At 39.8% G+C, this 13,355-nt stretch carries 14 protein-coding genes; 3 read left to right on the top strand and 11 right to left on the bottom strand.

Annotated features, from left to right (window positions below):
• Together QXF67_04445 and QXF67_04440 are read right to left on the bottom strand one after the other, a co-directional pair.
• On the bottom strand, positions 1 to 448 hold a 448-nt coding region (locus QXF67_04445), incomplete at its 3' end, for an AAA family ATPase (protein ID MEM3060751.1).
• Positions 449 to 479: 31 nt separating this feature from the next.
• Positions 480 to 986: a hypothetical protein gene (locus QXF67_04440; protein MEM3060750.1), complete on the bottom strand. Its 507-nt coding sequence runs from the start codon at positions 984 to 986 to the stop codon at positions 480 to 482.
• 88 nt (positions 987 to 1,074) lie between these two features.
• Here QXF67_04440 and QXF67_04435 point away from each other — a divergent pair, with 88 nt between their 5' ends.
• Positions 1,075 to 2,835: an ATP-dependent DNA ligase gene (locus QXF67_04435; protein ID MEM3060749.1), complete on the top strand. Its 1,761-nt coding sequence runs from the start codon at positions 1,075 to 1,077 to the stop codon at positions 2,833 to 2,835.
• 65 nt (positions 2,836 to 2,900) lie between these two features.
• Positions 2,901 to 4,166 carry a sugar phosphate nucleotidyltransferase gene (locus tag QXF67_04430; GenBank protein MEM3060748.1) on the top strand — a complete coding sequence of 422 codons (1,266 nt, stop codon included), beginning with the start codon at positions 2,901 to 2,903 and terminating at the stop codon, positions 4,164 to 4,166.
• Positions 4,167 to 4,231: 65 nt separating this feature from the next.
• Here QXF67_04430 and QXF67_04425 read toward each other — a convergent pair whose 3' ends face one another.
• Genes QXF67_04425 through QXF67_04385 form a run of 9 tightly spaced genes read right to left on the bottom strand, consistent with a single transcriptional unit; the run spans position 4,232 to position 12,705 of the window.
• Entirely contained in the window at positions 4,232 to 4,855 is a 624-nt protein-coding gene (locus QXF67_04425; GenBank protein ID MEM3060747.1) for a V-type ATP synthase subunit D, read from the bottom strand.
• Between the two features lie 3 nt (positions 4,856 to 4,858).
• A complete protein-coding gene (locus QXF67_04420) occupies positions 4,859 to 6,253 on the bottom strand; it encodes a V-type ATP synthase subunit B (GenBank protein ID MEM3060746.1) in 1,395 nt (464 codons plus the stop codon).
• A gap of 25 nt (positions 6,254 to 6,278) precedes the next feature.
• Positions 6,279 to 8,045, bottom strand: a complete 1,767-nt coding sequence (locus QXF67_04415; GenBank protein MEM3060745.1) for a V-type ATP synthase subunit A — start codon at positions 8,043 to 8,045, stop codon at positions 6,279 to 6,281.
• Positions 8,029 to 8,400 carry a V-type ATP synthase subunit F gene (locus QXF67_04410; GenBank protein MEM3060744.1) on the bottom strand — a complete coding sequence of 124 codons (372 nt, stop codon included), beginning with the start codon at positions 8,398 to 8,400 and terminating at the stop codon, positions 8,029 to 8,031. The genes QXF67_04415 and QXF67_04410 overlap by 17 nt, the downstream gene beginning before the upstream one ends.
• Before the next feature lie 13 nt (positions 8,401 to 8,413).
• Entirely contained in the window at positions 8,414 to 9,535 is a 1,122-nt protein-coding gene (locus QXF67_04405; GenBank protein ID MEM3060743.1) for a V-type ATPase subunit, read from the bottom strand.
• A gap of 15 nt (positions 9,536 to 9,550) precedes the next feature.
• Positions 9,551 to 10,111 carry a V-type ATP synthase subunit E family protein gene (locus QXF67_04400; protein MEM3060742.1) on the bottom strand — a complete coding sequence of 187 codons (561 nt, stop codon included), beginning with the start codon at positions 10,109 to 10,111 and terminating at the stop codon, positions 9,551 to 9,553.
• A 48-nt stretch (positions 10,112 to 10,159) separates the two neighbouring features.
• Positions 10,160 to 10,393 (bottom strand): hypothetical protein, encoded by a 234-nt coding sequence (locus tag QXF67_04395; protein MEM3060741.1) that lies wholly within the window; start codon positions 10,391 to 10,393, stop codon positions 10,160 to 10,162.
• 26 nt (positions 10,394 to 10,419) lie between these two features.
• Positions 10,420 to 12,327, bottom strand: coding sequence for a V-type ATP synthase subunit I (locus tag QXF67_04390; GenBank protein MEM3060740.1), 1,908 nt, complete (start codon positions 12,325 to 12,327; stop codon positions 10,420 to 10,422).
• A 33-nt stretch (positions 12,328 to 12,360) separates the two neighbouring features.
• Complete coding sequence (locus tag QXF67_04385) at positions 12,361 to 12,705, bottom strand: hypothetical protein (GenBank protein ID MEM3060739.1); 345 nt, start codon at positions 12,703 to 12,705, stop codon at positions 12,361 to 12,363.
• Between the two features lie 368 nt (positions 12,706 to 13,073).
• Between QXF67_04385 and QXF67_04380 the strand changes: the two genes are divergently transcribed.
• Entirely contained in the window at positions 13,074 to 13,313 is a 240-nt protein-coding gene (locus tag QXF67_04380; GenBank protein MEM3060738.1) for a DNA-directed RNA polymerase subunit RpoH/Rpb5 C-terminal domain-containing protein, read from the top strand.
• The last annotated feature ends 42 nt before the right edge of the window (positions 13,314 to 13,355 follow it).

Here is a 13,355-nt window from a genome sequence, read left to right as displayed (position 1 = left end):
AGTCGAGTATCTGGCGCCTTTCTTTTGAGTTCATTTCTACTATGTGTTGAATTTGACCTTGAGCGATTAGATTGTGTGATAGAGGAGCAATTCCATGTGATGTTAATAAATCGATGATTGCGCTTCGTGTGGTTCTCTTACCATTGAGTTTATAAAGGACTTTTCCATCTTCCCTTATGCCTCGTTTTATTTCGATTTTTTCATCACCTAAAAATTCAAGTGTTACTTCTGCTTTTGAAAAAGAACGATGTATGAGGTCCTTGACTTTCTTTACCCGCAGGGATTTGAGACTCATTTCTCCGAGAGCAAACATTATAGCATCGCAGATGTTGCTTTTTCCACTCCCGTTTGGACCGGCGAGACAGACAAATCCTCTTCCAAATTGGATATCTGCAAACTTAAACGATTTAAAAGAACGTAACTTGAGACGTGAGATATACGAAACCATATCTGGTCGCCTACATATCTATTCGCTTTATTTATTCAACTTTGGTATTTACTCTCCCCACAAGTTTATGAGTATTTTCTTCTAATGCCACATCCTCACTATCTAGTTGACAATTAACTGCCTCACAATTTATATATTCAATTTTAAGCCAAATTTCTATAATCTCTCCTCTTTTAGGAGGGTTATTAGTAAAGGTAATTTCAAAGTCCTCGTACTGCCCATTTTGTATGATGCCCCCATTTTTTATCACGCCGGGAATCCAGCCTCGATGTGCAATATTGCCAAAAACGTTTACAAATTTAACTCCATTTCCAAATGCGTTTAGGAGTCTAAATTTTAGGGTAACATTTCCATCCTCCTCTGATACTAAGATGTGGTTTGTACATAAGAAAGCGGGTTGAAACAAACAGCTTTCTGAACGAATATGTGAGGAGGAAAAAAAACCAGTATATGAAAGAAGGGCAATTACGCCTAGGACTATAAGTATCATCCATCCATAAGTGAAGAGATATTCCAAGGATGCTTGACCAGTCTTCATATTTACCAAGCCAGAATATGCAAATAAGGTATATAAATACAAAATATAGTTTTGCAATCCTTTTTAAGTTTGAATCCATTATTGTTATATGCAATTTTCAATACTTGCAAATGCTTTTTCTGAGATCGAGAAAACTACGTCAAGGCTTAAAATGACAGAGATTATGGCGCAGATTTTTAAATCGGCATCTGTTGATGTAGCTGATAAGATTGTTTATCTTGCTCAGGGTATGATTGCCCCTGCTTATGAGGGTATCGAATTGGGAGTGGGGGAAAAATTTACTCTCCAAGCAATCTCTTTATCTTGCGGTTATTCACGAAAAGAAGTTGAGGAGTTATACAAAAAAAGGGGAGATCTTGGACTTGTTGCGGAAGAGTTGGTTGGAAAAAAGAAACAAGCAAGCCTATTTTATCAGCCATTAAGTGTTGAGAAGGTGTTTGACTCTTTTATGAAGCTCGCAAAGATGTCTGGAGAGGGTTCGCAAGAGGCAAAGATAAAAACATTATCTGAGCTTCTAAATCACGCTACCCCCCTTGAAGCTAGATATTTGATCAGATTTGCTGTGGGTAATCTTCGCCTCGGTATCGGCGATGCAACTATTATTGATGCCTTGTCTTACTACTCGACTGGTGACAAGAGTCTCCGTGAAAAACTTGAGCGTGCCTACAATATTTGCTCTGACCTTGGCTTTGTTGCAAAATCATTTATTAAGAATCCGCACGAAATTGGAAGATTTAGAATAACTCCGTTTAGGCCTATTCGTCCTGCATTAGCTGAAAGAGAGGCCAGCATAGAAAAGATAATTGAAAGGCTTGGGAAATGCGGAGTGGATTCTAAATACGATGGTCTGCGTATGCAAGTTCATAAAAAAGGAAACATGATTGAGATTTACTCTAGAAAACTGGAAAAAGTTACACCTATGTTTCCCGAAATTGTGGAAGCAGTAATGGCGCTAGGCGTAAAGGAGGTTATTTTTGAAGGTGAAGCACTTGCTTTTTCGCAAAAAGAAGGAAGGTATCTATCATTTCAGACGACAGTTCAGAGAAAAAGAAAATATGGGGTAGAAGAGATGTCACGTGATTTTCCACTTCGCTTGTTTGTTTTTGATGTCCTTGAAATTGATGGGACGGATATGACGCTAATGCCATTTTCTAAAAGAAGAGAGGAACTGGAAAGATTGTTTAAGGGTGGGACAACACTTCAGCCATCAGAATTGATTGTTACCGATTCTCCAAAGGAAATAGCGACGTTTTTTGAGGGGTGTATTAAAAAGGGATTGGAAGGGATTATAGCAAAGGACCTAAACGCCCCATATATTGCAGGGGCAAGAAAATTTGCTTGGATAAAGCTTAAAAAATCGTATGGGCAGATGGCTGATACCATAGATGCAGTGATAGTTGGATATTATCTTGGAAAGGGGCAGAGAGCAGAGTTTAAGTTTGGGGGAATACTTGCAGCAGTTTGGAATGATGAGCTAGAAAAATTTGAAACAATAGCCCGCGTTGGAAGCGGATTCACTGAAGATGAGATGCAGAAATTGCAGGGCATGCTTAAAAAAATTGCAATCAACGAAAAACCAAAAAATTTAGACTCAAAAATAGTTCCGGATTTCTGGTGTCGTCCACGATACGTAATTTCAATTACTGCAGATGAAATTTCGCATTCTCCAATGCATACGTGTGGATTTGAGAACGGAAGGGGTCTTGCTCTCAGGTTTCCGCGAATCCTTGCTATAAGAGAGGACAAGGGGATTTATGATGTTACAACTACCAAAGAGGTTAAAAAGCTGTTTGAGATGCAAACACTGATTTCACATGAAGCAAAAAAGAGAGCTGGTGCAGTTATTTAAAGTGTTTTAGTAATAAGAGTGAGTATGGAAAGATGATGAATTGATGATGAGTAGAGGGATGGATAATGACAATATCGGAAGCAGTTGTATTAGCCGCTGGAGAAGGAAAGAGACTCAGGCCACTTACATATACTCGACCAAAATGTATGATAAACCTAGCCGGAAAGCCGATTCTAAGACATGTCATTGAAAATCTTAAAGAAGTTGGTGTGAAAAGGGTTGTTATAGTTATTGGCTATAAAAAGGAGAGAATCTTGGAGTATTTTGAAAAGATAAATCTTGGGATAAAAATAGAGTTTGTAGTTCAGAAAAAGAGGTATGGCACGGCTGCAGCGTTTTTAGAAGCAAGGGAGTTAGTCAACGGAACATTTTTTGGAGTCGCCGGCGATATAATCACAGAAGCAAACGTATTTAGGAAGCTTGCTAATGCTCATTGTGGGGAGATTACTGCAGCTTTAAAAAGGATTGAGAATCCTGAAGACTATGGGATAGCCAATTTAGAAAATGGACGAATAGTGTCTTTCGAAGAAAAGCCAAAAAAACCAAAGGAGGGTCTTACTAACTGTTCAATTTATGTGTTTGAGCCGTCGGTTTTTAAGAAAATGGAAATGATAAAAGTCTCTCCCCGAGGCGAATATGAGGTAACTGATCTTCTTAAAGATGGGAATGCATGCGGTGTCGAAATTTCGGACTACTGGTTAGACATGGGTCTTCCATGGCAGCTTTTTGATGCTAACAGATTTCTCCTTGAAAGACTTCCAGCTAGGTTTGGAGATGTTGAAGGTTCGATTATAAGAGGAAAGGTCTACATGGAAAAAGATGCAAAAATAATCTCAAGTTACATTGAAGGGCCACTTTATGTTGGTGAAAACTCAGTTATTGGTCCACATTCTTATGTACGTGGAGCTACAAGCATTGGAGCAAACTGCTGTATCGGAGACTCTACGACAGTTAAAAACAGCATCGTATTTGATTCAGTCAATGCAAAACATCTTGCTTACATAGGTGATAGCATAGTCGGCGAAAGATGTAATTTTGGTGCCGGCGTACAAATCGCAAATTTTCGCTTTGATGAAAGTAACATAAAGACAAAGGTCAATGACGTTATTGTTGATACAAAAAGAAACAAACTGGGTGCAATTATAGGAGATGATGTAAAGATGGGGGTGCTCTCCTCAGTCATGCCAGGAAAGATGATTGGGAATGGTTGTTGGATTGGAGCAAATGTTATGGTTGATGAGAATGTAGACCCCAATATGCAGTTATCAATAAAGCAAGAGCTTATAAGGAGAAAACGGAGTGAAATGAGTAGTAGACGTAGACGTGTTTAGTGCTTATAGGTGGCAGCTGTTCTAATTTTAGATGTAGAGGAAAAAGACTTTTTGTTTTAACCGTTTTATTCCAATTTCTTTTTAATCATTTTAAGCATAAAAAACGAATTTCGTTCCATTTCTTCAAGATAGAAGGCAATTGTTCTGGCTTGAAGCTTAAGACGAGGAATTATAATGTATTCCAGAGAGTTTACTCTTCTTTTTGTATGCTCTATTTCTTTTATAAGGCGCCTCATAGCGCTTTCAGTTTCAGCGAGCTTGACTATCATATCAAGGGCTTTTTTAAATGCCTCAGAAGCCTCGTCTATTTTAGCACTTGAGGTTAGAAAGCGACCTTCAAAATCGATTTCTTGAGGCGGCAATGCCTCAACCGTAACTGAGGGGATAAGTACGCCCATAACATTTTTGACTTCTATCTGTATTTTAGGTGCACGAGAAACGGTCATTGCTGCTGCTTCTACCTCAACTTCTCCATGACAGCTTTCAGCAATTGCAAGCGCTGCATAAGCCATTTTCATGTGACTGTTTAAGATTTCTCGGAGATCGGCGGCTTTTTTTAGGAGATTAAAAAACTCAAGAACTAGTGCATCTCTTTTTTGTTTTAACAAAGAATGGCCTTTGGTGGCAAGCTTCGTGCGCTGGCGAGCTTTTAGAAGCTCCATCCTAGTAGGATTTATTCTTTCTTCCATTTTCTAATGTCCCTTTTCATTTTTTTCGTAGTACTTCTTTCCGTATTTTTCTATAAATTCTTCCCTTACTCTCTTTAATTCTGATGAGGGGAGAAGTGAGAGGAGTTCCCACCCAAGCTCCAGTGTCTGTTCAATTGAACGATCTTCGTAGTTGCCTTGGGAAATAAAGCGCTTTTCAAATGTATCAGCAAAACGGAGATATAGACGGTCTATTTCAGAAAGTGCTTCTTCACCTACAACTGCAGAAAGTGAGCGTAGGTCTCTGCCCGTAGCATAGGCTGCATAGAGTTGGTCAGCTACGCTTCGATGATCTTCGCGTGTCCGCTCGGCCCCTATACCAAGGTTCATAAGACGAGAAAGACAAGGCAGCACATCAACTGGTGGTGAGATATTTTTCCGATGCAAGTCACGGCTAAGGACTATCTGACCTTCAGTAATGTAGCCAGTCAAGTCCGGGATTGGGTGTGTTATATCGTCTCCGGGCATAGTTAAAATTGAGAGTTGGGTTACTGTGCCTTTACGGCCCTTTATTCTTCCTGCCCGTTCATAAATTGATGAAAGATCAGTATACATATATCCAGGATAACCTCGCCTGCCGGGAACTTCCTCCCGGGCTGCGGCTATCTCTCTGAGTGCCTCACAGTAGTTGGTCATGTCAGTTATGATCACAAGCACGTGGAAGTCTTTTTCATAAGCAAGATATTCAGCGGTAGTTAGGGCAAGGCGAGGAGTAATAAGGCGCTCTATAGAGGGGTCGTTTGCAAGATTGAGAAATAGAACAGCTCTGCGTAAAGCTCCGGTCTTTTCAAAATCGCGCATAAAATAAGATGCCTCCTCATAGGTAATGCCTACTGCTGCAAATACAACTGCAAATTCTTCACCTTTCCCTTTCGTTTTTGCTTGCCTAGCAATCTGCGCAGCAAGCTCATTATGCGGAAGTCCGCTTCCAGAAAATATTGGTAGTTTTTGTCCTCTTACAAGAGTATTCATACCATCGATGGTAGATATTCCTGTTTGAATAAAGTCACGTGGCTCATCTCGTGAATAAGGGTTTATTGCTTCTCCATTTATGTCTAACCTTTTTTGAGGAATGATTGGTGGGCCTCCATCTATAGGATTTCCAAGACCATCAAAGATTCGGCCGAGCATCTCCTCTGAAACGCCAATGCGCATTGTCTCTCCAAGAAATTTTACAGAAGTATTCTCTATGTCTATACCTGCCGTCGGACCAAAAACTTGGACAACTGCGATTCCCTTGCTTGTTTCAAGGACTTGACCTATTTTTCTCTCTCCAGATGAAAGAGATATCTCAACAATCTCACCATAGGCAACATTATCAACATCGCTTACAAAAACAAGAGGACCGCTTATTCTTGTTATGGTTTTATACTCCTTCATCTCTAAACACCCCTTCGGATAATGGTTATTTATTTTTCTCTGACTCCACAAAGCCTTTTGTAATGGAGTCGAATTCCAAATTTATCTGTTGCAAAATATTTTCTAATTCATTTAATTGGTTATTTGGGATTTCTTTGCTGCGGGCTATTTTTTCACGAACCTTCAGACGTGATATTTCTTTTACGCTAACTCCAAGATCGATTGCATTCATTGCCCTGTAATGGAAATGAAGGATATTTTTTAACATGAGGTATTGCTTTTTGAGGGGAGTGTAAGTATCTATCTCATGATACGCTGATTGCTGAAGAAAATCTTCACGTATCATCTTGGTTGTAGCGAGTATTGCTTGCTCTTTATCAGGAAGGGCATCAGGGCCTACTAGTTGGACTATTTCCTGGAGCTCTGCCTCTTTTTGGAGAAGAGCCATCGCTTCTTTTCGTAGGTCTATCCAATCAGCGGATATGTTTTTCTTATACCAGTCATCAAGTGTTGATGTATATAGCGAGTATGACCTGAGCCAATTAAAGGCAGGGAAGTGCCTCCTTTGCGCAAGAGATGCATCAAGCGCGAGAAACACCTTTGTTACACGAAATGTATTTTGAGAAACCGGTTCATTTATGTCGCCCCCTGGTGGAGAAACGGCTCCTATTATAGTAACTGAACCGTACCTAGGATGAGAACCTAAGCATTGTGCTCTTCCTGCCCTCTCATAAAACTCTGAAAGTCTGCGTCCCAGATATGCGGGATATCCCTCCTCACCGGGCATCTCTTCAAGACGTCCGCCAATTTCTCTCATGGCTTCTGCCCATCGAGATGTCGAATCAGCCATAAGGGCAACATCATATCCCATATCACGATAATACTCTGCAATCGTGATGGCCGTATAGATGGATGCTTCGCGAGCGGCAACCGGCATATTTGAGGTGTTGGCTATAAGAACCGTCCTTTGCATAAGTGGCTTTCCTGTTTTAGGATCGATTAGTCTTGGAAACTCTGTGAGCACTTCAGTCATCTCATTCCCTCGCTCTCCGCATCCAACGTACACTACTATCTGAGTGTCGGACCATTTTGCAAATTGATGCTGAATAACTGTTTTGCCCGAGCCAAAGGGTCCTGGAACGCAAGCGGTCCCTCCCTTTGCTATCGGAAAGAAAACATCGATAACTCGCTGGCCTGTTATAAGAGGAATTTGGGGATCGAGCCTATCAAGGACGGGGCGCGGTTTGCGAACAAACCACCTTTGAAGCATGCTAATTTTATGCTCTTTTGTTCCATCAAAGATTTTTGCCACCGTATCCTCAACAGTAAACTTGCCGGATGAAATCGAACGAATGGTTCCAGCTACAGGAGAAAGAATTCTGTGTTCAATGAGTTCAGTCTCCTGCACTGTTCCAAGCACATCTCCAACTTTTATTTTGGTCCCACTCTTAACAATTGGTTTAAAATTCCACTTCTTTTGCCTGTCAATGGCAGGGATGCTCACCCCCCTAGATACAAAGACTCCTGCCTTCTTTGCAATTTTATCAAGTGGTCTTTGAATTCCATCATAAATTGAAGTGAGAAGGCCTGGTCCTAACTCAATCGAGAGTGGTTCATGAGTACTTACGATCGGCTCACCGGGTCTAAGACCAGAAGTATCTTCGTATACCTGAATAGTAGCGAAAGCACCATCTATCTTAATTATTTCGCCTGTTAATCCAAGTTTCCCTACTTTTACTACATCATACATCTTTGCTCCGTCAATGTCCTTTGCAACAACTACTGGACCTGAAATCTTATAGAGCTCTCCCATTTTCTCCCTCCTTTTGATTAGAGTTTCCCATGTTAAGCGAGATGCCTAATGCTCTCTTTATTAATTTTGAAATTGACTCCTCCTCTTCGATAGGCCCCCTAATTCCTGGAACAGTGATTATAATTGGCTTAACCGTACTTGCTATTTTTTGTTTTATTCTTCTTTCGCAGCTCTCGACAAGGTTATCTGTTGTAATTATCAGTCCCACATCTTGCTGTGAGATGAGCTCGATGATTTTTTTACAACCTTCCTCATTTTCAGTTACAGAAAAAGTTTTATCTATTCCGGCTAATCGAAAACCTCTCACTGTAGCGCTATCGCCTACCACTACAATTTCTTTCTTTGATTCATCCATATCACAGGTCACCTTAGCTTATGATTACAAGCATGTCTTTTATTAGCTCAGTTGGAAGTCCGTATTGCTTGCCCCGTGTTATCTTTCTTATGTTATTTATCTCCTCTTCTTTTAGTAGGATATATCCAATAAGAGTACCTATTGAAAGAATGCTTTTGTGGAAGGAGTGTAGCAGTTTTTGTGAAACACGTTTTTCTATTTCCAACTCTATAAAAGCAATAGATTTATGTTGGTTGTATTTTTCATTTAGTCCTTCGATACCCAAAATCTTCTCAACTTCTTTTATTTCATCCTCAATCGTAGGGAGTGAGTGGATACGATTAAGCGTTGATTCCGTTATTCTGCCAATAAATGGCCGTTTTCCCCCTTTTTTTATTGCACATTCGTGTCCCTGAGCAGTAAAGAGCTTGCACCTTAAGTTGTCCAATATGTTTTTTTTATCTATTTCTAGTGTAGAAAAGTCGTGAAGTTTTGTGTCTTCGTACTCGCTTATAAATGTTCTCTCAAAAATGGATGAGTAGTAGTTTTTTTCAATATGCTTTATCATTTCATGAACATTCCCTCTTTGCAAAATTTCGTGAGGAATCTCAAAGTCAGTGCCGACAAGCATCTTTGCTGCCTCAATGGTGTCCTCTGCATCTATCATCTTTTCAAAAAACCTCATGCTAAGCTGCCCTGCAGGCATGAGCAAGTCGATAAATTCTTCTTTTTTCTTTTGCAAGGCTTTAGCAAGCAGGATAGTCTTAATATTTGATATATCGTAGCGCTGAAGCATGGCTGTAAGAACTGGTTTTGAGCCATTTGGAGCTATCTTAAGGACTTTCTGAATTTCGCGACAGAAATGATGGTTTATTGCATGCTCAACAAGTTCTTCTTTTGTATATTTTATTGCAAGTTGGGAGATGTCTTTTTTGTAAGAGGTCTGTTCAAGAAGTCCTATAAGTGAATTTATGTTTTCAGAATAAAGAAGCTTTTCTATTTGATTTGTGCTAAGAAGTGACGCCTTCATTGCATGTATGCGCGCATTTGAGTAACCATAAATAAGGGAGCGGTTTTTTATCTTCCCAAGAAGGCGAGAGATTAGACTTGGCTTTGGTATTTTTAGATTTGAAGTCTTATGAGTTATGCTAATCACGTGCTTCCCGCCCCATCAAAATAATTTCTTGTAAATCTTTGCTTTTATAATGTTCTTTTTTTCTTCGAATATAGCTTCAAATGTTTTGTTAGATGAAACCTTTTGGTCTGGTCGCATGATAATGGCACCGCCGACTGACGAAATGAAGCTTTTTGTATAGGAAAAACCCATTTTCTTTACGAGTGCGGCATCCTGTTCCCTTATTTTGAGGACGTATTCCTTTCCTATTTCAGAGATTCCACTGAGAATTAGCTTTTTTAGTATATTGGGATAGTCTTTTCCTTTGGAAAGGCTAGAAAATTCTTTCCAAACTTTCGCTACTCCTGCCTCTACTGCTTCGTTTTTGGCATTTGAGATTATTCTTGAAGCTTCAAGATGGGTTGCCGATATTTGTTCAGCGCGATCTTCATGGATTGTGCGTTGTGCTTCTTCTCGTGCAGCTGAAATAATCTTGGCTGATTCTTTTTGAGCATTTTCTATTATTTCATGCGCCTTCTGCTTTGCTTCTGATTCGATAGCGGCCGCCTTTGAAGAGGATTCTAATTTAATCTCCCTTTCAAGAGAGTCAAGGGCCATCTGAAACCACCTTATAGAGTATTTTCTTAAAGTTTTGATTTGAGGATTTTATGCTCCACTTATTGAGAGAACCATCAGGACTCCAACTACGAAGCCGAAGATTACAATTGTTTCGGGAAGGGCAAGATATACAAGCAACTTGCTTGATTCTTCAGGTCTCTCTGCAATCACGCCCATAGCTGCCGCACCAATGGTTGCTTGTGCCCATCCTGTTCCAAGTGCACCTAGCCCTACTGCTAAAGCAGCTCCGACTGCTATAATTCCACTTCCTATATCTGTCATTTCAACACACCTCGTTTTACATTTTTTTATCTCTCCTCCATCGAAAAAGGCGAAAACCTTTTTCCTCCGCCATGAAAGAACTTCCCATAAAACTCAACCAGGTTGAGTCGGGCTCCTTGAACAAGGGATTCAAACATGGCTAGGAAGGTATTTATCGCATGGAGGAAGAAAACTATAAAGACTAAAACAATAAATAGAAGAGCATTTTCTTTATTTGGAAGGGCAACACCTTCAAAGATAAGCTTATTTATTATTGCTTCAGCAACCACCACGCCTGCGAGGCCCACAGCTGCAATTCGTGAATATGAAAGTGCATTTCCTGCAATGCTGGGAATTTCAAAAACTCCAACAATACCTTCTGCGTTTATAATTGCTATAAGAGAAACCGCAAAGAGTATAGCTCCCATGATAACTTCATCAAAAGGCAGATGCAGAAGTGACGTTTTAAACATTAAGTTTGGCACAAGAAGAATTCCTGCGATGAGAAGACCAATCCAACCAAGTTTTGCTATTGCATGGGCTCGTGAATGATCGCGTTCATTTAGGAAGCCTAAGAAAAGGCCAAGGATAAGATGCAAAATTCCAACAATGACTGAGAGAAAGATGAGTTGTTTTATATCATGCAAACGAGAAAGGTGAATATCTAAATTGAAGAAAACTTTAAGAAAACTGCCGCTGACCGAGAATCCAAGTTCGTGCATAAACGACTCGAAGGTAAAGCCAAACCACTCATCAAAAAAAATCCCAAAGACTATTGATGGAATTGCTGCTAAAGCCCACAATTTCGCAAATCCTTGTAACATCGGAGACTTGGTTAATGAGATAAGAAGTAATGCAAAAACAAGTGAGATGAGACCATAGCCTACGTCTCCTACCATCATGCCATAAATAAAGGGGAAGGTAAATGCTAAAATTGAGGAAGGGTCGATTTCCCATGCCTTTGGCAACGAAAAAAACTCAACTAAAAATTCAAAGGGACGGACGGGTTTTGGATTGGAGAGTTTTGTTGGTGGCTCACCGCCTTCGATTTGTTTTATAAAAATTCGTTTCCCAAAAACCTTCTTTAAACCTGTTTCCAACCGATGATAATTTTTAGCCGTGCACCAACCCTCAGCAATGAAGGTTTCCTGGGTTGCTCCAAACTCAGAAACCTTAACACATCTTGCCTCCCAGATCTTCAAAGCCCTATCTATTGAATCTATCTGTTCCCAATGTTCTTCTGATATTGAGAGATACTCTTCATTTATTTCTTCAAGACTCTTTCGAAGTGCTTCTGCCTCTTTTTCTATTTTTAGGAGGTTTTCCTTTGGCGTTCCAGTCAAGGGTGGTATGCTGATAAACTCAAACCCGCTCTTCTCAAGAATTTGACGGATATTTTCTTTTTTGGAGGCACATATTGCGCAGGCGTACCCGCCTTCTTCAGAATGAGCTATAGATAAAGTAACGTTTTGCCCTAGTTGGTTTTTTAGCTGTTGGTAATTTTTTCTTTTTATTGTGCCAATGAAGCTTTCTGTGTATTTCGAAGGATAGAGACGCCCCAAGTCTATATCTAGGTTCTGTATTTTTTTAAGTTGAGAGTGCTGCTCTAAAAGGTCATCTATTCTGCTTTCTGCCATCTCACGCTTAGCTTCTAAGAGCTTTATTCGTTCCTCAAGTTTAACAAGATATTTAGACTTTGAAATAGCTTCTTCAAGTGAAAGTCTTTTTTTTCCACGAGACAACGGAATAAGCGTGCTTCTTATACCTCGAATTCGTGTTAAATGTTCAGAGACTATGAAATAAACATCCAGAAGTTTCTCTCGTGAGACGTTAAGTCTCGTATCTACGGCGGTTATTTCCAGAAGCCCAAGCTCGTGCAGAGTCGAAATTACGTGAGGTTCGTCTTTTCGCAACCCTATGATTCTAACCTTTTGCATCTTTTCAGGTTTAATCATCCTTTGTCCTCTCCGCTTAGAACCATTACGGGTTTAGACAAGCTCTTGCGCAATTTTCCTGGCGTATGCAAGCGATAAGGACCGCGATGAAAGTTTTTTTGCCTGCATGCGTGAACTGGCAATAATCGCACGCTTCTCTTTTTCTATGTTCTTTCTTCCTTCTTCAATTATTCGGTTTTTCTCAGCTATAGCCTTCTCACGCGCCTCGTCTATTATTTTGTTGGCTTTCTCTTTTGCTTCTAATATTATACTTTCTCCTTTTTTTGTTGCTTCAGACAAAATCTTAGAAGCTTCTTCTTCGGCTATTCTTATTCGTTCCATATCGTTTTCAAATTCCTGCGGGTCGCTTTCTTCAACACTTTTTTTCTCAGCAGACATAAAAACACCGAAACTCTCTTTGTTTTTGGCTTTGTTTTTGGAATTTTAAGAAAAATTGTAGGTTAATATTTATAAGGATAAGTGAAAGATTGCCTGTTGCAGTAAGAATTTATTCAATCTGAATCTAATGAATCCTCGTGGAAAATCAAATTATTGAGCCTAATGCAACAGATGAAGAAGGAGGGACAAAAAGAGCGAAGAAGGTATAAAAACCGACTACTTCCCTTAAGTTGCATATTATTGGGATAGAAAGAGCTAATATAAAGAGCTCGCCTCATTTATTTTGAACTTTTGGTTTTTTTTCAGTTTGATTTTTAAATGTTTTCTTTTATAATATTTGAACACGCTCTCCGGCTACTCGTGGTGCTATGAGAAAAGACCCTCCCATTATGCATAACCTAGTCCCTCAACACGAACTTCTTAATGCGGAGGAAAAAGAGAAATTGTTTTTGCAACTTCATTGTGGGCCCGGTAATCTTCCCAAGATAAAGAAAGATGACCCGGCACTCAAACTCTTTGGTATCTCTGCGTCGGTTGGCGACGTGGTAAGAATTACAAGAAAAGAGCCTACGGGGGTTACTTTCTATTATAGAGTCGTTACTGATTAAATGAGGAATGGAAGAGAGCTTAGTGGAGGAATGTTGAAAAAG

This window comes from Candidatus Anstonellales archaeon (assembly GCA_038869735.1).
Lineage (GTDB): Archaea > Micrarchaeota > Micrarchaeia > Anstonellales > CG1-02-47-40 > JAWCQO01.
Note: the sequence above shows the minus strand (reverse complement) of the source record. Positions and strands in the feature narration are given on the sequence as shown.